This window comes from Brevibacterium marinum (assembly GCF_011927955.1).
GTDB classification, from domain to species: Bacteria; Actinomycetota; Actinomycetes; order Actinomycetales; family Brevibacteriaceae; genus Brevibacterium; species Brevibacterium marinum.
In genome coordinates this window covers 375,483-393,639 of sequence record NZ_JAATJN010000001.1, presented here as the reverse complement: position 1 = coordinate 393,639, position 18,157 = coordinate 375,483, and the positions used below count along the sequence as shown (strand labels likewise).

Annotated in this window: 17 protein-coding genes; 7 read left to right on the top strand and 10 right to left on the bottom strand. The window is 63.1% G+C overall.

Annotated elements, in window-relative coordinates; translation table 11 throughout:
* Nucleotides 1–44: 44 nt before the first annotated feature.
* Nucleotides 45–623, bottom strand: a complete 579-nt coding sequence (locus tag BKA07_RS01680; RefSeq protein WP_245161795.1) for an aldo/keto reductase — start codon at nucleotides 621–623, stop codon at nucleotides 45–47.
* A 162-nt stretch (nucleotides 624–785) separates the two neighbouring features.
* Between BKA07_RS01680 and BKA07_RS01675 the strand changes: the two genes are divergently transcribed.
* The gene (locus BKA07_RS01675; RefSeq protein WP_167949364.1) at nucleotides 786–1,349 is read left to right on the top strand and encodes a dihydrofolate reductase family protein; all 564 of its coding nucleotides are present in this window, start codon (nucleotides 786–788) and stop codon (nucleotides 1,347–1,349) included.
* Between the two features lie 39 nt (nucleotides 1,350–1,388).
* Here the strand turns inward: BKA07_RS01675 and BKA07_RS01670 are convergent, their stop codons facing one another.
* From BKA07_RS01670 to BKA07_RS01645, 6 genes are all read right to left on the bottom strand, one after another.
* Entirely contained in the window at nucleotides 1,389–2,417 is a 1,029-nt protein-coding gene (locus tag BKA07_RS01670; RefSeq protein WP_167949363.1) for a CNNM domain-containing protein, read from the bottom strand.
* Nucleotides 2,414–3,757 carry a hemolysin family protein gene (locus tag BKA07_RS01665; protein WP_167949362.1) on the bottom strand — a complete coding sequence of 448 codons (1,344 nt, stop codon included), beginning with the start codon at nucleotides 3,755–3,757 and terminating at the stop codon, nucleotides 2,414–2,416. The genes BKA07_RS01670 and BKA07_RS01665 overlap by 4 nt, the downstream gene beginning before the upstream one ends.
* 349 nt (nucleotides 3,758–4,106) lie before the next feature.
* Nucleotides 4,107–5,390 (bottom strand): TRAP transporter large permease, encoded by a 1,284-nt coding sequence (locus BKA07_RS01660; protein ID WP_209043831.1) that lies wholly within the window; start codon nucleotides 5,388–5,390, stop codon nucleotides 4,107–4,109.
* Complete coding sequence (locus BKA07_RS01655; protein WP_167949361.1) at nucleotides 5,390–6,061, bottom strand: TRAP transporter small permease; 672 nt, start codon at nucleotides 6,059–6,061, stop codon at nucleotides 5,390–5,392. Before BKA07_RS01655 ends, BKA07_RS01660 begins: the two co-directional genes overlap by 1 nt.
* A gap of 2 nt (nucleotides 6,062–6,063) precedes the next feature.
* The gene (locus BKA07_RS01650; RefSeq protein ID WP_167949360.1) at nucleotides 6,064–7,107 is read right to left on the bottom strand and encodes a DctP family TRAP transporter solute-binding subunit; all 1,044 of its coding nucleotides are present in this window, start codon (nucleotides 7,105–7,107) and stop codon (nucleotides 6,064–6,066) included.
* A gap of 267 nt (nucleotides 7,108–7,374) precedes the next feature.
* Nucleotides 7,375–8,055: a GntR family transcriptional regulator gene (locus BKA07_RS01645; RefSeq protein WP_167949359.1), complete on the bottom strand. Its 681-nt coding sequence runs from the start codon at nucleotides 8,053–8,055 to the stop codon at nucleotides 7,375–7,377.
* Nucleotides 8,056–8,276: 221 nt separating this feature from the next.
* On the opposite strand from BKA07_RS01645, the gene BKA07_RS01640 reads away from it, so the two are divergent.
* From BKA07_RS01640 to BKA07_RS01615, 6 genes are all read left to right on the top strand, one after another.
* Complete coding sequence (locus BKA07_RS01640) at nucleotides 8,277–9,464, top strand: CaiB/BaiF CoA transferase family protein (RefSeq protein ID WP_209043830.1); 1,188 nt, start codon at nucleotides 8,277–8,279, stop codon at nucleotides 9,462–9,464.
* 5 nt (nucleotides 9,465–9,469) lie between these two features.
* Entirely contained in the window at nucleotides 9,470–11,218 is a 1,749-nt protein-coding gene (locus BKA07_RS01635) for a FumA C-terminus/TtdB family hydratase beta subunit (protein ID WP_167949357.1), read from the top strand.
* A gap of 128 nt (nucleotides 11,219–11,346) precedes the next feature.
* Entirely contained in the window at nucleotides 11,347–12,495 is a 1,149-nt protein-coding gene (locus BKA07_RS01630; protein ID WP_167949356.1) for an acyl-CoA dehydrogenase family protein, read from the top strand.
* Nucleotides 12,496–12,539: 44 nt separating this feature from the next.
* Nucleotides 12,540–13,718, top strand: a complete 1,179-nt coding sequence (locus BKA07_RS01625) for an acyl-CoA dehydrogenase family protein (protein WP_167949355.1) — start codon at nucleotides 12,540–12,542, stop codon at nucleotides 13,716–13,718.
* A gap of 1 nt (nucleotide 13,719) precedes the next feature.
* On the top strand, nucleotides 13,720–14,589 hold the full coding sequence (locus BKA07_RS01620; RefSeq protein ID WP_167949354.1) for an HTD2 family dehydratase: 870 nt from the start codon (nucleotides 13,720–13,722) through the stop codon (nucleotides 14,587–14,589).
* A 9-nt stretch (nucleotides 14,590–14,598) separates the two neighbouring features.
* Complete coding sequence (locus BKA07_RS01615; RefSeq protein WP_167949353.1) at nucleotides 14,599–15,759, top strand: CoA transferase; 1,161 nt, start codon at nucleotides 14,599–14,601, stop codon at nucleotides 15,757–15,759.
* A 48-nt stretch (nucleotides 15,760–15,807) separates the two neighbouring features.
* On the opposite strand, the gene BKA07_RS01610 is transcribed toward BKA07_RS01615, so the two are convergent.
* The 3 genes from BKA07_RS01610 to BKA07_RS01600 all read right to left on the bottom strand — a co-directional run bounded on the left by BKA07_RS01610 (nucleotide 15,808) and on the right by BKA07_RS01600 (nucleotide 18,124).
* Entirely contained in the window at nucleotides 15,808–16,737 is a 930-nt protein-coding gene (locus BKA07_RS01610) for an HNH endonuclease (protein ID WP_342448960.1), read from the bottom strand.
* 2 nt (nucleotides 16,738–16,739) lie between these two features.
* Entirely contained in the window at nucleotides 16,740–17,168 is a 429-nt protein-coding gene (locus tag BKA07_RS01605) for a (deoxy)nucleoside triphosphate pyrophosphohydrolase (protein ID WP_167949352.1), read from the bottom strand.
* 125 nt (nucleotides 17,169–17,293) lie between these two features.
* Entirely contained in the window at nucleotides 17,294–18,124 is an 831-nt protein-coding gene (locus BKA07_RS01600; RefSeq protein ID WP_342448959.1) for an Lrp/AsnC family transcriptional regulator, read from the bottom strand.
* Nucleotides 18,125–18,157: the final 33 nt, after the last annotated feature.

Sequence of the window (18,157 nt, the reverse complement as noted above, 5' to 3'; positions counted from 1 at the left end):
TACGCTACCTTTTCAAAAACGCTATCGGCCCACCCCCGCCCCGCTCACTCTCGCCCGGAGCTGATCCACGTCGGATTGTCGACGATGTTGCGCGTCCCTTCGACCAATGATCGGATGGAGTCGAGTTCCCTCATGTCAGCTGCGTCGAGACGCAGACCCACGGCGCCGAGGTTCTCCAGGGCACGTTCGGGCTTCCGTGACCCGGGAATCGGTACCGTACTGACGCCCATCTGGGCAGCGCGATGGAGGAGCCACGCCAGCGCCACCTGAGCGTTGGTGGCGCCGTGATGGTGGGCCACCTCGGCGACGATATCGACGACCTTCTGGTTGGCGTCGAACGCCTCACCCATACGCGTGGTTCCGCCGCGGAAATCACCCGCGACCTGCTCCTTGGTCAGGGCGCCGGTGAGGAATCCACGACCCAAGGGACTGGAGGGAACGAACCCGACCCCGAGCTCGGCGCAGGCGGGCACGACGTAATCCTCGACGTCGCGTGACCACAGGTTCCACTCGGACTGGAGCGCGGCGATCGGGTGGGTGCTGTGTGCCCGCCGGAGTTCTGTGGACGTGACTTCGGAGAGACCGAGGTGGCGGATCTTGCCCACCTCGGATCTGCGGGGCATGGGATGTCTGCCGGGCGCTGTGTCATGGAAGTAAACCTACGACTGAGAGTGCACTCTCAGTCAAGAGGTGGGCTGAAACTGATTGCGAGCGTCAGATGGCGTGCCTGAGTGCTGCCAGCTTTTCCTTGAACGTCGTCGCTCGTGGCTGAGAACATATGACTTATGTCCGCGACGAAGCAGTCTCTCAGTGCCGCAGTCTTCCTCGGGTTGAGCGTCGACGGCCGCATAGCGCGGCCGGACGGAGACTTGGAGTGGCTGACCAGCCGCGGCGAAGCTGCCGGGGATGCGGGTTTCACACCCTTCGTGGAGTCTGTCGACGCGGTGGTGATGGGTCGAAGAACCTACGAAGCTATCGCTTCCGAGGAGGATTGGCCATACCTGGATCACCCGATCCATGTGATCAGCACGACCCTCGCTGCAGACGCAGACTCTCGAATCACCGTGCATCGCTCGGCCGAGGCGGCCGTTGACGCGCTCCAGCAGGATGGTCGCAGGCGCGTCTACGTCGACGGTGGGGCGACTATCCGGTGGTTCCTTGCCGCGAGGCTTGTCGATGAGCTCACGCTCTCCCGCGTACCCGTGCTCATCGGAGAGGGGCCATCACTGTTCGGGTCGCTTGGAGGAGATGTCGACCTTGAGCACGTCCGCACTGCGGTACTCGACGGCGGGATGGTTCAGACCACCTACCGCGTCTTGGATGGACCAACGCCTCACACGAGCAAGTAGGCCGTGCTGAGCGAGAAGTATCGTCTGCGTCGCGACGCGTCATGACCGACGCCCCTCCACACTTCCCGTCGAGAGCAGGTAGCTGAGCACGTCGGTGACCGTGACCACGGTAGGGTCGCCATCGGCGTGATCGACCAACGCCAATTGAGTGCCAGCGGCCTTCATCGCACTGAACGCACGGACAGCGGTCAAGCTTGCCGGCAGTGCTTCGACCGGGCGCGCTACCTCGGTGATGGAAGCTCCCTCATCGAGACTGAGAACATCACGGACGTGGACGACGTGGGTCGGCGGCTGCCCTCCCGTGGTGTGCACGAGGATGCGCCGGTGACGATCGCGATGCGAAGCTTTTCGCACCTCTCCCGCTGTCGCTCCCGGTCCGACAGCAGTCGGCTTCTCACGTTCGGCTACGAGCTCGCCGAGGCTGAGCTGAGTGAGTTCGAGAGCACCGAGCAGCGCGTCCGAGGACTCCTGTTCGAGGGTGCCGGCCTGCGCCGAATGCCGCAGCAGCTCCCGCAGATCGTCCGAGGTGTGGCCCTGATCGACCTCGTCAACAGGTTCGACGCCGACGATCCGCAGGCAGGCGTTGGCCGCATTGTTGAGCACGTGGAGCAGAGGTCGAGTGAGGAACATGAACCCCCGCATCGGCAGTGCGAGCATGATCGCAGACCGTTCCGGGTGTGCGACAGCCCACGACTTCGGCGCCATTTCACCGACGACGAGGTGGAGGAAGGTGACGACGATGAGGGCGAGGACGAAGCCGGTGAGGTCGGCGATCCAGAGCGGCAGGCCCACAGCATCCGCGACCGGGGTGATCCAGTGATGGACCGCGGGCTTCGTGATCGCGCCCAGCGCCAGGGTGCACGCCGTGATGCCCAACTGGGAGCCGGCGAGGAGGACGGAGAGCTCGGTGGAGCTGCGCAGTGCGGCACGGGCCGAATGGCTGTCGGCCGCCGCGTCTTCCAGCCGGTGGCGTTTGGCGGCGATCAGGGCGAATTCGACGGCGACGAAGAATGCACTCAGTCCGATGATGAGGATAGTGAGGGTGGTAATGATCCAGGGATTGCTCATCGTCCCACCTCGATTCCGAGCCCAAGCAGGGAGGGCACGTGGGATCTCACCTCGAGGACGTCGACATTGAGCAAGACGAGGCTCGGCGGTTCCGTGCCGGCCAGCTCAGCAGGGTCGACGGGCAAAGTGATCTCGATCCGATCGCCGACGGCGGGGAAGCCCCTGGCCTCTTCGATGACGAGACCGGAGAGAGTCAGCGCCGAGGTGACCGGCAGTTCGCGCTGGAGGGCGCGGCCGAGCTCGTCGAGGGGGATCGCCCCGGGAGCCGTCCAGGTGCCGTCATCAGCGGAGACGATCTCCTCGATCGCATCATCGTGTTCGTCGACAATGTCACCGACGAGCTCCTCGCCGAGGTCCTCCACCGTAATGATGCCGGAGAAGCCGCCGAACTCATCGACGACGCAGCCCATCTGGGCCCGACCCTCGGTCAGAGTGCGCACGGCATCGGGAAGCGGCAGGGACTCAGGAACGAAGACCGGTGCCTTGAGGAGCCGGCGCAGATCGTCATCATCGGCGGCGGAGAGAATGTCGAGGAGATCGATCGTGCCCACAACCTCCTCGGCGGCATTGAGCACCGGGTATCGGGAATGACCGGTCTGCATGAGGGTTCGCACCTGGTGAAGCGGCATGTCCTCGCTGATGACATCGACTCGAGAACGGGGCACAGTGGCATGGTCGACGCTCTGCTGCGGAAAGTCGAGGATGCGATCGAGGATGAGGGAATCCTCGTCGACGAGATCCCCGCTCTGGCGGGAGTCGGCGACGATATGCTTGAGATCGCGGCGGGTCGCGGAGTGGTCGACATCGTGGACGGGGTCGATTCCGAGGACCTTCAGCAGGGCGTTCGACGCCTTGTCGAAGATCGTGATGAGCCAGCCGAAGACGGCGAGGTAGATCGCAGTCGAACGCGCCAGCCAGATGGCCAGAGGCTCGGGGCGGGCGATCGCGAGATTCTTCGGGAAGAGTTCGCCGAAGACCATCTGGATGATCGTCGCCACGACCAGTGCGAGCACGGTGCCGATGGCAATTCCGGTGCCAGTGGGGATCGATGTCCCGCCGAGGGCCTCGCCGACAGCCGTGCCGATGAGGGGCTCGGCGACATAGCCGACCAGCAGCCCGGTGACGGTGATGCCCAGCTGGGCGCCCGAGAGCATGAACGAAGTTCGGCGAGTGATCGACTGGGCGCGCTCTGCTGCTCGGTCACCGTTGGCCGAGCGGGCGGCAAGTCGGGAACGGTCGACGGCCATGTAGGCGAATTCCTGGGCCACGAAATAGCCTGTGGCAACAGTGATGAGGAGGACGACGAGCAGGCCGACGAGAAGCGAGAGAAGCCAGGTCAACGGAGTTCACCTGCCCGCGCGGGGTGTTGCTGAGAATTGATACTGCTGCTGATGTCCCAGCCGGGACTTCGATAGTCGTCCATGTTCCTTCCGGAAGTCTGCATGTAGGCGGCTGACTCCGATTATCCAGGCAAGAGCTGGCAGAACGCTGAGGGCGGGCCGGCGCATGGGACTTATCTCGCGCGCACCGTCCCATCCTCAGTCGAAGCTTCACGACGGGGACTTATCACGCTCCCGAAGTCGACCTCTGCCAACCGCCGTTACTCACTTTGCGCTCAAACCATCGGGTTGCAACCCGATGGTTTGAGCGCAAAGTGAGTAACGAAAGCGTCAGCCCACGAACGCCGCCCTACCCCACGAACGCCGTAGCGAAGAACGGCACGAAGGTCACCAGAGCCAGCGCACCCAGCAGCACCAATGCGCTCGGAAGCGCGGCCTTGGCCACCCCGACGACGCTCATGCCCGACATGCCGGAGGCGACGAACAGGTTGAGGCCCAGCGGCGGCGTGATCATCCCGATCTCCAGATTCATCACGACGACGATGCCGAAGTGGATCGGGTCGATGCCCAGGTCCATCGCGATCGGCAGCAGGATCGGTGCCAGAATGAGGATCGCCGAGGACGTCTCCATCACACAGCCCACGAACAGCAGCAGGATGTTGACGAGGATGAGGAACTGCCACGGTTGCAGGTCCCAATCGTTGATCGTGGCCGAAATGGACCCTGGAATCCGCTCGCTGGCCAGGACGAAGGTGAAGAGAATGCCGTTGGCGATGATGAACATGACCATCGCCGAGGTCTTCACCGACGACAGCGTGACCTCCCACAGCTGCGAGATCTTGATTTCGCGATAGATGAGCAGAGAGACCACCAGGGAATAGGCGACCGCGACGGCCGCCGCTTCGGTGGGGGTGAACCAGCCCGAGTAGATTCCGCCGAGGACGAGGAACGGCAGCGCCAGCGCCAGGATCGCATCGCGGAAGGCCTTGAGCTTATCGGCATTCGACATCCGGAAGCCGGCGCCGGCGTTTCCGTACCCCTTCTTCCAGGCCACGAACACGGCCATGCCCAGCAGCATGACACCGGCGAGGATGCCCGGCAGGATGCCGGCGAGGAAGAGATCGCCGATGTTCTGCTCGGTGGCGATGCCGAAGACGATGAGCGGGATCGACGGTGGAACGAGGATGCCCAGAGACCCCGAGGTGGCGACGAGTCCCGTGGAGAACTCCTTCGGATACCCGTTCTTGACCATGGCCGGAATCATCAGCGCGCCGACGGCGACGACCGTGGCCGGAGACGATCCCGAGACCGCCGCGAAGAACATGCACGCGAGCACCGTGGTGATCGCCATGCCGCCGCGCAGGTGCCCGACCATCGCGGCGCCGAAGTCGGTCAGGCGTCTCGAGATCCCGCCGCGGGACATGATGTTGGCTGCGAGGATGAAGAAGGGGATCGCCATGAGCGGGAACGAGTTCAGGGCGTTGAAGAGGCGTTCCGAGACCTGGGTCATCGGAATCAGCGTGAAGTAGTAGAAGTAGACGAGGCTGGTCAGGCCCAGGGCGACCGCAATCGGCGCGGAGCTGATGAGCAGCAGGATGAGGACTGCGATGAGGACGAACGTTGCTTCCAGCATCAGCGCCCCCCTTCCTTCGTGTCGTCGTCGCCGAGGTTGTCATCCCCGGCCGTGCCGTGATCGGTCCCATCGCCGAGGTTGTCGTTACCGCCGGCGTGCTCGTGTCCGCTTGCAGGCGGTGGGTCATCGATGGCGAGGTCGTCGACGGCGATGCCGACGGCGGCGGCCTCCTCTGCGAGCACGTCCTTTTCCAGCGTTTCGGCCGGGGCCTTGAGCGCACGAAAGAGCATCTCTGCTGCGCGGATGAAAAACAGCGTCATGCCGATCGCCAGCGAGAGTTCGACGACCCACAGCGGCAGCTTCAATGCAGGGGTGATGGTCGTGCGGGAGAAGGGTTCGGTGATCAGTGCCCAGGACAGATAGGCGATGAAGCCCGCATAGACGAGAGTCGCCAGCCCGCCCAGAATCACGAAGAACTTCTTCTTCCGTCCCTTGAGCAGTGTCGGCATGATGTCGACGGCGACGTGTTCGTTGTGGCGCAGGGTCACGACGGCGCCGAAGAATGTCGAGCAGATGATGAGGTAGATGATGGCCTCTTCGGACCAGAAGAGCACGTCCCCGGTGAGGTTGCGCAGGAGCACGGCGAAGACGGCCAGAACCGTCGCGGCGATGAGGCTGCCCCCGGCGAGGACGTTCTCCACCCGGCTGAGGTATCTGTCGAAGACCTTCATTCTCAGCCCCTTTCCTTGTTGCGACGGATGAGCTCGTCGACGACCTCTGGCCCGATGACGTCCCGGTACCGCTCGTACTCGGAAGGCACGACCATGTCCTTGAACGACTGCCGCTGCTTCTTCGTCGGAACGACGATCTTGGTGTCGCCGGACTCCTCGATGAGCCTCTTCGACTCGGCGTTGACCTTCTGCGCTTCCTTCCGGTTGAACTCGGAGGCCTCATCGGCGGCTTCGTCGACGACGGCCTGCAGGTCATCGGGCAGCTCGTCGTACCAGCGCTTGTTCACGGTGAGGATGTAGCCGATATAGCCGTGGTCGAGTTCGGTCACGTACTTCTGCACGGTGTGCATCTTCTGCGACTCGATGTTCGAGTAGGTGTTCTCGCCGCCGTCGATGAGTCCCTGCTGGAGCCCGCTGTAGACCTCAGCGAAGGCCAGCGGCGAGGGGATGCCGCCCCAGGTCTCGAACTGGGTGCGCAGCACGTCGGAGGGTTGGATCCGGTACTTCTTGCCCTTCATATCCTGGGGCGAGAGAGTCGGATCGTTCGAGTGGATCTGCTTCATGCCCGAGTCCCACAGCCCCAGCACCTTGAGCCCATTGGCCTCGAGGTCGGGGTTGGCGTAGATGGCCTTGCCGATCTCGGTGTCCGGGCTGACGATGTCCGGGATCTCATCCGGCTCGTCGAAGATGAACGGCAGATCGAGGACCTGCAGACTCGGCGCGATGGTCGTGAACTTGGCGCTGGCCGGGGCGAGCATCTGCACGGCATTGGACTGCAGGGCCTGCATCTCGTCCTTGTCGCCGTAGAGCTCCGAGTTCGGAAACACCTCGACCTGAATGCGACCGTCGGACTTCTTCTCGATCTGCTTGCCGAAGAAGTCGGCGGCGAGCCCCTTGGGCGTACCGGCCGAGGTGACATGGGCGAAGCGCAGTTCGAACTTCTCCTGCTTGCCGCTGCGCGCGGGATTGCAGCCACTCAGCACGAGCAGGCAGATCGACAGGCAGGCAACCAAAGGTTTCCACCCGGATCGTCGTATCGACGTCATCGTCAGCTCCAGTAATCGAGACCAGTGTCGTGTCGGGTTCCGAGGCTGATCGGTGCAGACGGATGCACTGTGCACGACACCGTGCGCACGTGACCTGATCGACCATCTCGGAGCCAAACGCTGTTGAGCTTAGACGAGAATCCGATGTTTTCCAATATTATCCGCCAAAGAATGCATTATTTCTTGGGATGTGGGAAACCGGGCGCCTGAAACGCGCAGAGCAGGAGGCCCGAAGGGTGACGAGAGCGTGCTGTACTGTGGCGGCGCTCAGTCCGCGTCGAAGTCGAAGGGGTCGGCGATCGGCTCGCCCGAGGTCGACTCGGCCAGGCGCAGGAAGCCGTTCGTGATGTGCTCGCCGAGGTGGCCCGCCGCAGCGTCCGGATCGACCCGTCTCACCGCATCGACGATGGCCTGGTGCTCGCTGTGGACCTCGTTGAGGCGGTCCGAGGAGTCGAGCGTGAGATCCCAGGGGAAGGCGCGCCACCTGGTCGCGATGTCATCGCGCAGAGCCGGCAGCCCGCAGCGGTCGTAGAAGAAGAAGTGGAACTCCTCATTGCGGGAGTTGCGCCCCATGGCATCGCCCTTGTCGCTGGCGGAATCGAGAGCCTCGAGGAGCCTCTCCGCCTGGCGCAGCTCATGCCTCGAGATGCGTGTCGTGGCGCGGGCGATGGCGAAGGTCTCGGTGAGCTTGCGGGTGACGAAGAGGGACTTGAGTCGGTCGACGTCGACTCCGGCCACCCGCACGCCGCGGTGGGCCTCGGAGGACACGAGGCCTTCGGCCTCGAGGATGCGCAGGGCTTCGCGGACAGGGGTGATCGAGGCGTTGAACCACTCGGCGACCTGGTCCTGGCGCAGGCGTTCGCCGCGCTCGAGTTCTCGACCGAGGATCTTCCGGCGCAGGCCGAGGACGACCATGTCTCGCTTCGTCGACGCCGATTCCAGATCCATCCCGCCCTCCGTCGTTCTGTTCGCTGCCTATTCGCGGCGCACGTGGTTTGTCTTGCTGGCGCGCTGGCTGTCGCGAGCGCGCCCACTGTGCTTGGCCGCAGTTCCGACCTCTGTCGTGATGAGTGTATCCCGAACAGCAGTGCTCATCCCTAATAATGCATTGTCAGCTAGAAGATGTATTATTCAATCGTCAACTCATGAAATCTCGTTGTGGAGGGCCCTTGCACGCTGAACTTCCGTTGTCCGGGATCACCGTCGTCAGCTGTGAGCAGGCCGTGGCGGCACCGTTCGCCTCCCGGCAGCTCGCCGATCTGGGTGCCCGTGTGATCAAGATCGAGCGCCCCGGGGTCGGAGACTTCGCGCGTGGCTACGACACCACCGTCAACGGCATGTCGAGTCACTTCGTGTGGATCAACCGCAACAAGGAGAGCCTGAGCCTCGACCTCAAACAGGCCCGAGGCAAAGCGATCCTGAAGGACCTGGTCGCCGAGGCCGATGTCTTCATCCAGAATTTCGCCCCCGGCGCCGCCGAGCGACTGGGCTTCGGAGTCGAGGAGCTGCGTGGCATCAACGACCGCCTCATCTATGCTTCGATCTCCGGATACGGAACGGACGGGCCCTACAAGGACGCCAAGGCATACGATGCACTTGTGCAGGCCGAAGCAGGTTTGGTCTCCGTGACGGGGACCGAGGACCATCCAGCGAAGACGGGAATCTCCACGGCGGACATCTCCGCCGGCATGTACACCTATTCCGGAATCCTGACCGCACTGTTCAATCGCGAACGCACCGGACAGGGCACGAGTCTGCAGATCAGCCTGTTCGACTCCCTCGTCGAATGGATGGGCTACCCCCTCTATTTCACCCACGGGGGCGGCACCCGCCCGACCCGGGCCGGAACCTCCCACGCCGCCATCGCCCCCTACGGGGCCTTCACCTGCGGCGACGGCACTCAGATCATGCTCGCGATCCAAAACGAACGCGAATGGGAGCGCTTCGCCGCTCAGGTTCTCGACCGACCCGATATGGTCGCTGACGAACGCTTCGATCGGGCCGCCCACCGCTACGCCCACCGCGACGAACTGCAGACCATCATCGACGCCGCCTTCGCGGACCTCACCGGCGTGCAGGCCGATGAACTCCTCGAAACCGCCGGTGTGGCCCACTCACGCCAGAGGGACATGACCGAGATCGCCGAGCACCCCCAGCTGGTCGAGCGCGGCCGTTGGCAGGACGTCGGGTCACCGGTCGGACCGGTTCCGATGCTCGTGCCCCCGGTCCAGATGTCCGGGGTCGAACCAAGGATGGACCCGATTCCCGATGTGGGCGAGCATTCGGCCGACATCCTCGGCGGTCTCGGATTCAGTCCCGAGCAGGTCGCCGAACTTCAGAGTGAAGGAGTCATCTGAGCGCCATGACAGCACAGTCCGATTCCACAGCGGCAGCGTCGAAAGCCACACCGCCCGCCGGCGCCCCAGGCTTCGACTACACGCCGCTGCTGCCCACCGCCGGACAGGGGGCGACCATGCGCCGTCTCGACATCGGCGGAGTCGAGCAGGTCCACGCTGAGGTGGGCGGTCAGTCGAAGTCGTTCCTCACGGTCGCGTCGTCGACGCTGTCCGATCTGGCCGAGCTCGCCTTCACCGAGGTCTCCCACTACCTGCGCACCGACCATCTCGCCAGCCTGCGGGCGATCATCGACGATCCGGAGGCCAGCGCCAACGACGTCTTCGTCGCCCTCGACCTGCTCAAGAACGCCTCGGTCTCGGCCGGAGAGGTCCTGCCCATGTGCCAGGACACCGGCACCGCGATCGTCTCGGCCAAACGCGGACCCAATGTACTCACCGACGGCGACGACGCGAAGCACCTCTCGGCCGGAATCCACCGAGCCTATGCGGAGCTCAACCTTCGCTATTCGCAGCTGGCGCCGCTGAGCCTGTTCGAGGAGAAGAACACGGGAACCAACCTGCCCGCCCAGATCGAAGTGGGGCTGAGCCCGGCCGACGACTACGAGCTTCTGTTCATGGCCAAGGGCGGGGGCAGCGCGAACAAGTCCTTCCTCTACCAGGAGACGAAGGCGGTGCTGGGCGAGGACGCGATGCTCGAGTTCCTCGCGGAGAAGATCTCGACGCTGGGCACCGCGGCCTGCCCGCCCTACCACCTCGCCGTGGTCATCGGCGGGCCCTCGGCCGAATACACGCTCAAGACCGCGAAGCTCGCCAGCGCCCACTACCTCGACGATCTGCCGACGACCGGCGACGAGTCCGGACACGGGTTCCGGGACACGAAGTTCGAGACCACGGTCTTCGAACTCACTCAGCGGCTCGGCTTCGGCGCCCAGTTCGGCGGCAAGTACTTCTGCCACGATGTCCGCGTCGTCCGCCTGCCCCGGCACAACGGATCGCTGCCGATCGCGATCGCGGTCAGCTGCTCGGCCGACAGACAGATCATCGCGCGGATCAATGCCGATGGTGTCTTCATCGAAGAGCTCGAGCACGATCCGGCCCGGTTCCTGCCCGCGATGGGTCGGGTCGAGGAGATCGAATCCGGCAACGTCACCGCCGTCGACCTCGACCGTCCCATGTCCGAACTGCAGGCGCAGCTGTCCGAACTGGCCGTCGGCGACAGGCTGTCTCTGTCGGGCACGATGATCGTCGCCCGCGACATCGTCCACGCCAACCTGCGTGAACGCCTCAACTCCGGCGGTGACCTGCCCGACTACTTCAAGGACCACCCGATCTACTACGCGGGCCCGGCCAAGACTCCCGAGGGCATGCCGTCAGGGTCCTTCGGGCCGACCACTGCCTCGCGGATGGACACCTATGTGCATCAGTTCCAGGAGGCAGGCGGGTCGATGATCATGCTCGCCAAGGGCAACCGCTCGGCTCAGGTCAAGAACTCCTGCGCCGAGTTCGGCGGCTTCTATCTCGGCTCGATCGGCGGGCCCGCGGCCCGACTGGCTCAGGACTGCATCACCGACGTGGAGGTCCTCGACATGGAAGAGCTCGGCATGGAAGCGGTGTGGAGGATCAGAGTGGAGGACTTCCCCGCCTTCATCATCACCGACGACAAGGGAAACGACTTCTTCGACTCCACCGGCCCCGACACCACGATCGGACTCGGACGCACGCGGACGGTCAAGGACGGCGCCCGCTTGGACTGAACCGATCTGAACCGACGCGTACGGGCACTGACACCACTCAGCGCCCAACGCATTCAGCAAGGACACGAACAGCCGCCTCGGCGAGGCAGACAACACGCACTTGGGACACAGAGGAAGAGGAATTCGAGATGGCAGTCAGCAGCGAAGAGCAGATGATGATCGACACGGTCGCGGAATTCGTCGACCACGACGTCAAACCCCACGTCAACCGGGTCGAGCATGCCGACGAGTACCCGGAGAAGTGGATTCAGACCATGAAGGACATGGGCATCTACGGGCTCGCGATCGACGAGCCCTGGGGGATGGGCAAGGTCTCGACCGAGGCCTACGCTCTCATCACCCAGGAGTTGGCCCGCGGATGGATGTCCCTGGCCGGAGCCATGGGCGGGCACACCGTCGTCGCCAAGCTCATCGCCGAATACGGCACGGACGAACAGAAGGACGACTACCTGCCGCGCATGGCCACCGGTGAGCTGCGGGCGACCATGGCGCTGACCGAACCCGGCGGCGGCTCCGATCTGCAGGCCATGCGCACCACGGCTGCCAAGGACGGCGACGACTACGTCATCAACGGCTCGAAGACCTGGATCAGCAACGCCCGCAAGTCCGACCTCGTCGCCCTGCTGTGCAAGACCGATCCGAGCGCCGATCCTCGCCACAAGGGCATTTCGATCATTCTCGTCGAGAAGGGCGAGGGCTTCACGGTGTCGAAGAACCTCTCCAAGCTCGGGTACAAAGGTGTCGAGACCTGTGAGCTCGTGTTCGAGAACCTGCGTCAGCGGCAGACCCAGCTGCTCGGATCTGTCGAGGGCGTGGGCTTCAAGCAGATGATGAAGGGCCTCGAGATCGGCCGCATCCAGGTGGCGTCTCGGTCACTGGGAGTCGCGCAGGCCGCGCTCAATGATGCAGTGAAGTACTCGCAGGAACGCGAGTCGATGGGCAAGCCGATTTGGCGTCACCAGGCCGTGGGCAACCAGCTCGCGAAGATGGCAACGAAGCTCGAGGCCGCTCGTCAGCTCGTCCTTCACGCTGCCCGGACCTATGATTCGGGTGACCGGGTGGACATGGAGGCGGGAATGGCCAAGTACTACGCGTCGGAGATGGCCGCCGAGGTGGCCCTTGACGCGATCCGTGTCCATGGCGGTTACGGATACTCCACCGAATACGACGTCGAGCGCTACTACCGTGACGCGCCGCTGATGATCGTCGGCGAGGGCACGAACGAGATCCAGCTGAACGTCATCGCCAAGCAGCTCATCGGCCGCAACAAGGCTTGATCGCAAGCGCGATCGTCAACGTTCACGCGAGAGGATAGGGAAGTATGACGCATAAGCCCCGGCCCAGGCCGGACACCCCGCATTTCATGACCGAGGAGAGGCAGGAGATCCAGGCCCTGGCGCGCGAGTTCGCCCGCGACGTCGTCCTCCCGATCGCCGATGAACTCGACCCCGTCGAGGGCCAGTTCCCCGAATCGATGGTCAAACAGATGGCCGAGATGGGCTTCTTCGGCATCCTCATCCCCGAAGAATACGGCGGCCTCGGGTTGGGTGTCTTCGAGTACTGCCTCGTGGCCGAAGAGCTCTCCCGCGCCTGGATGTCCGTGGGCGGTTTGTTGGCGCGTGGCAACGGGATGGGTGGCAACTTCTCCCCCGAACAGGAAGCGAGATTGCTGCCGAAGGTCGCCACCGGCGAATACCTCGGTGCCTTCGCCCTGTCCGAGGCCGAGGCCGGCTCCGATGTCGCCAACATCCGTTGCAAAGCCACCCGGGCCGATGACGGGGGTTGGGTGATCAACGGCACGAAGATGTGGTGCACTTATGCTGATCAGGCCGACTATCTCATCCTCTTCGCCCGCACCAGCACCGACGAAGAGAAGCGTCATCGTGGGATTTCGGCGTTCCTCGTGGAGAAACCCCGTGGCGAGTTTCCTGAGGGCATGTCGGGGGCGGCGACGAAGAAGATCGGCTACTTCGGGTGGAAGACCTGGGAGCTGGCCTTCGATGACTTCCACTTGCCCGCCGACGCACTACTCGGTGAAGAGGGTCGAGGGTTCTATCAGGCGGTATCGGGCCTTGAGGTCGGGCGTGCCCATACGGCAGCGAGGTCGATCGGTCTGGCACAGGCGGCACTCGAGGACTCGATCGCGTATTTGCAGCAGCGTGAGCAGTTCGGACACCCTCTGGCGGAGTTCCAGCATCTGCGATTCAAGGTCGCCGATATGGCTGCCCAGATCGAGGCGAGTCGGGCGTTGATGTATCACGTGTGCACACAGATCGACTCCGGTGCCCGGTGCGACAAAGAAGCCGCGATGGTGAAGTATCTGGCGGCCGAGATGGCGGAGACGGTGACCTCGGAGGCGGTCCAGATCCATGGTGGTGCCGGGTACACGAAGGACTTCGCGGTCGAACGTCACTGGCGGGATGCGAGGTTGACGAAGATCTTCGAAGGCTCGTCCGAGATCCAGATGCGCATCATCTCCGACGAACTGTTAGGACGCTGACATGACTGAGATCAACTTGCAGGACTGGGTGGGCCGGTCGCACACGGAGGAGGACACCGCCTCGGCGGTCAGTGCTTCACGTTTGGCCACACTGCTCGAACAGGAACCGCATTCCTCGGCAGAGCCGGCGACCCTGTTCCCGCTGGGGCACTGGCTGCACTTCGCCGAAGACGATGTCCCGATGAACGAACTCGGCGACGACGGACACGTGAAGCTCGGTGGCTTCATGCCACCGGTCGGCCTGCCCCGACGCATGTGGGCCGGCAGTCAGCTCGAGTTCCACGCGCCCATCGTCGCCGCTCAGGCCCTGTCACGGACGACGACGATCGAGTCGATCACAGAGAAGGCCGGCGGCAGCGGGCGGCTGTGCTTCGTCGTCCTCCGACATGAGGTTTCCGCGGATGGAATCCTGGCGACGACGGACCGGCACACGATCGTCTACCGGGAAGCCACCTCGGCGCCGGACCGTTCCGCAGCGGCCCCACCACGGGGCGATTCCCCGGTGCCCGAGGGATGGGACTGGGTGCGCTCGGTGAGACCCAACGAGGTCATGCTCTTCCGGTACTCGGCGCTGACGTTCAACTCGCACCGCATCCACTACGACCACCCCTACGTCACGCAGGTCGAAGGCTATCCTGGGCTGGTGACACACGGCCCGCTGACGGCCACACTGCTCCTGGACGCATTCATGAAGAACCACGTGGAAGCCACGATCGCGACATACGACTTCCGGGCGAAGTCACCGTTGTTCGCCGGCGAGCAGATCCACCTCGCCGGGCGTCGCACGGACTCCGGCGTTCACGAGCTGCAGGCCATCGCCCCTGATGGGAAGACCGCGATCGCGGCGACAGTGACGACCACCGAAACTTGAGGAGAAGCCATGTCAGAGACACGACCGGCACCACTGGCCGGACTGAAAGTCATCGAGATCTCCGCGTTCGTCGCAGCCCCTCTGGGCGCGATGACCCTGGCGCAGCTCGGGGCGGACGTCATCCGCATCGACCCGATCGGCGGCAACATCGACGCCAACCGCTGGCCGATCAGCGACGACGGCACGAGCATCTACTGGGCCAGCCTGAACAAGGGCAAACGCTCGGTCACCCTCGACCTCAAATCCGATGAGGGCAAGAAGATCGCGACCGACCTTATCGCCGAGGCGGGCACCCTGGTCACGAACCTGCCCGCCCGTGGATGGTTGAGCTACGAGAATCTCTCCCAGCACCGTGAGGACCTCGTCATGCTCCGGCTCAACGGCTCCCACGACGGGAAACCGGCCGTGGACTACACGGTCAACGCCGCCAGCGGATTCCCGATCATCACCGGTGATGACGAACGCCCGGTCAACAATGCCATCCCGGCCTGGGACGTCGCCGCAGGTCTCTATATTTCCAATGGGATCATTGCCGCCGAGTTGGAACGGCGCTCCTCGGGGAAGGGCCAGGAGATCAGCCTCGCCCTGTCCGATGTCATGCTCGCCACCGTCGGCAACCTCGGCTACATCGCCGAGGTGCAGACGACCGGAAAGACCCGGGGACCGTTGGGCAATGGGCTCTACGGTGCTTATGGTCAGTCGTTCGCGACCTCGGACGGCCGCGAGATCATGGTCGCCGTCATCTCGAACAAGCATTGGCGGGGGCTGGGCAAGGCGACCGGTCTGAGCGAGAAACTCGAGATGATCGGGCCGATGATGGACGTGGACCTGTCGACCGAGGGCGGACGCTTCGAGGCTCGTGAAGCCATCGATGCCGTGGTGCGGCCGTGGTTCGCCGCCCACACCGTCGACGAGGCGGCTGCTGCGTTGGCCGATGCCGGTGTGCTGCAGGGTGAGTTCCAGACCTTCGAAGAGCTCGTGAATAACGATCCGTGGTGCTCTTTGGAGAACCCGCTGTTCGGGGAGATTGACCAGCCGGGGGTCGGGCGCGTGATGGCTCCTCGAGCGCCGCTGTCGTTCGGTGGCTCGCCTGCGGGTGCGGCTGTTTCTGCGCCAACGCTGGGTGGGGATACTGATGAGGTGTTGCGGACGATGCAGACCGGTGAATAGCAAGTCGTCCACGCAGTGTCCCCTTGCCACCCGCATGCCGAGGTAAAGTCAGACGACGTCGAGTTTCGCTGCAGTACGAAACTCATCGTATTTGAACTTGAGTAGATCAGCTTGCGGACGATCCTGACGAACTTTTGGAACTGTCATTAGCTTTTGGCCATGAATTTCTTGTAGGCCGTGCCGGAGCATTGGTCCGTCGACCTCTTCGAGAAGATCATGGCGTATTTCTACGGTGTAGTCAGGTCGAACTCCTAGGAAGTACCTGTCAAATGCCGCGTGGTGAATTTTGCACATGGCTAGTCCATTCACAACTGAGGCGATGCCCTTCTCGTCTCCATCCGCGACTATATGCGCAGCGTCGAGTAGGGATGGGTGGGCCAGGTTGCAGACTGCACAGCGATTTTCGTATGCGGTGAGAACCGTTGCTCTAAAGACGGGCTGGTGGACCCTAACTTTGGCCATTCGTGTGAGATACCTTTTTGCCACAAACTCGTGAGCAGAAAAATCTATCTCAGAGATGTCTGCAGCTGGCTCGGTTGCGGTGAGAAGAAATCGCTGCTCGTTTGGCTCTTCACCGACGACATACACAGGCGCGATCACTTGAAATCGAGCCGGCTGCATTCCAACACCCCAGAACCAGATGATGGGGAGCTTTTGTTCCATCGCGTTCCGAAGGCCAACGTTTTCAGGAAACGTCGGATCATTACCTCGCCACATGTATCTCAGTAGACCGTCGTCCCCGATGACATCTTCATAGGGGCGTTCTTGGCCTGGCCTTCGGAACACGGTTTGTATGGAAAGGGCCGCTGAGAACCCCGCGGGCTTCCGGATCCCTTGTTGAGTTGATTGCAATTTGAATTGCTCACCGTCGAACTCGAAATCTTGGATCTCGTCCCGAGTGAGGGGATCGCGGCCTCCATCCGTCCTCATTTCTAGCCACGAGATGGCTGTTTCGCGGAGACCGTTTGGTTCGACCACAGTCAGTACTCTTCCTGTTTTTTCGTGTCTGAGGAGACCATCAATTGTTGTAGTTCACGCACTGCGGGTAGGTCCGGTGCAGCCCAATCAAGATCACTGAGTTCTTCAATGGCCGACCACCGCAGCTTGTCATGGTCCGTGCTTGACGTAGGGGCTGACTCGGCCTTCACCCAGTAGCAAGCAAGATCAATAGTGGCTTCACATGTTGTGGTTGTGGCTCGAGAGACGAGCCGTCCGATTTCAGCCGCCTCGACGTTGAGCTCTTCTGCCAGCTCTCGAAGCAATGCCTCTTCGGGGGTTTCTTCCGTTTCGATCTTGCCACCTGGGAATTCCCACTGACCGCCGGCCGCCTTCTCCGGATTGCGGCGGCATGCCAAGACACGACCCTCACTTTGGAAGATCGCCGCCACTACGCGCAGAGGTTTGCTCATGGACCTTACTATAGAGCGATTTCCGTTCGACTGGCTGTTCGCTCGGTAATGATTGGTGAACAGCCAACCGTGAGATGGGAACTGACTCGGAAGTTCCCGCAAGGATCTTTGGGGTGGTTCCTCGTTTACTGCCCCACCGCCCGTGCGTAGTCCTCCTTGACAAGGTCGAAATGGGCCCAGGTCTCGACGGCGGCAACGTCAACGAGCGCACGCAGCCCTTCGACGACACCGAGCACCTCGTTGGAGGAAGAGCCGACCGCGGTGGCAATGAAATCATGGGCACCGTGAGATCGCGCGGCGAACTCGATCGAGTCCGATTCCAGAACGAACTGACGAACCGCCTCAGATCTACCGGCAAGCGTGATGCCCAGCCCCGTCGCGAAGCGACTGGCGGAGAGCCCACCGGATTTGATCGCAGCGATCCGGATGACGCCGGCCGAAACGAGCCGCTGAACCCTGGACCGCACAGCTGACGGCGAGCGGTGAACAGCCTCGGCGAGCCTGCGATAGCTCGTCCGGCCATCGATTTGCAACGCAGCGATGAGTTCGAAGTCGAGCTCATCCAAAGTGACGTCCTCGCGTCCTTGGGGAACGAAGAAGCCGCGCAGCACTTCGACGTAGGTCGTCACTCGTATCTCCCTAACGCCGGAGATCGCTCTGACCGTCTCGAGCGTCTCCAGAAGCTCCTGGCTCGAGCCGTGACGAGACTCGAACACCAAAGGACGCTCCCCACTGGCTATGGACACGAACACGGCGTTGGAAAGCCGCCCGACCTCTTCGGCGACAGGTAAGACTGGGCCATCGACGCGGGCCATGGAATGTGTCAGCACATGATGGCCGGCGACGCCGGGGTCGAGTGCCGCGACCACTCGCAATCCGTCTCGTTCGGTGAGCACACACAAGCGTTCGGAGATGACATGTCGCGAAACTTCATGGGCGCGAGCGAGGTCAAGCACGCTCGCGCGTCCATCGCATTGAAGCGCACGGAT

Excerpts from the sequence above, each read along its gene's own strand:
- BKA07_RS01670 (WP_167949363.1), bottom strand. The coding sequence starts at position 2,417 with ATGAGCAATCCCTGGATCATTACCACCCTCACTATCCTCATCATCGGA.
- BKA07_RS01630 (WP_167949356.1), top strand. The coding sequence starts at position 11,347 with ATGGCAGTCAGCAGCGAAGAGCAGATGATGATCGACACGGTCGCGGAA.
- BKA07_RS01645 (WP_167949359.1), bottom strand. The coding sequence starts at position 8,055 with ATGGATCTGGAATCGGCGTCGACGAAGCGAGACATGGTCGTCCTCGGC.
- BKA07_RS01655 (WP_167949361.1), bottom strand. The coding sequence starts at position 6,061 with ATGAAGGTCTTCGACAGATACCTCAGCCGGGTGGAGAACGTCCTCGCC.
- BKA07_RS01620 (WP_167949354.1), top strand. The coding sequence starts at position 13,720 with ATGACTGAGATCAACTTGCAGGACTGGGTGGGCCGGTCGCACACGGAG.
- BKA07_RS01625 (WP_167949355.1), top strand. The coding sequence starts at position 12,540 with ATGACGCATAAGCCCCGGCCCAGGCCGGACACCCCGCATTTCATGACC.
- BKA07_RS01605 (WP_167949352.1), bottom strand. The coding sequence starts at position 17,168 with ATGAGCAAACCTCTGCGCGTAGTGGCGGCGATCTTCCAAAGTGAGGGT.
- BKA07_RS01660 (WP_209043831.1), bottom strand. The coding sequence starts at position 5,390 with ATGCTGGAAGCAACGTTCGTCCTCATCGCAGTCCTCATCCTGCTGCTC.
- BKA07_RS01615 (WP_167949353.1), top strand. The coding sequence starts at position 14,599 with ATGTCAGAGACACGACCGGCACCACTGGCCGGACTGAAAGTCATCGAG.
- BKA07_RS01650 (WP_167949360.1), bottom strand. The coding sequence starts at position 7,107 with ATGACGTCGATACGACGATCCGGGTGGAAACCTTTGGTTGCCTGCCTG.
- BKA07_RS01635 (WP_167949357.1), top strand. The coding sequence starts at position 9,470 with ATGACAGCACAGTCCGATTCCACAGCGGCAGCGTCGAAAGCCACACCG.
- BKA07_RS01680 (WP_245161795.1), bottom strand. The coding sequence starts at position 623 with ATGCCCCGCAGATCCGAGGTGGGCAAGATCCGCCACCTCGGTCTCTCC.
- BKA07_RS01675 (WP_167949364.1), top strand. The coding sequence starts at position 786 with ATGTCCGCGACGAAGCAGTCTCTCAGTGCCGCAGTCTTCCTCGGGTTG.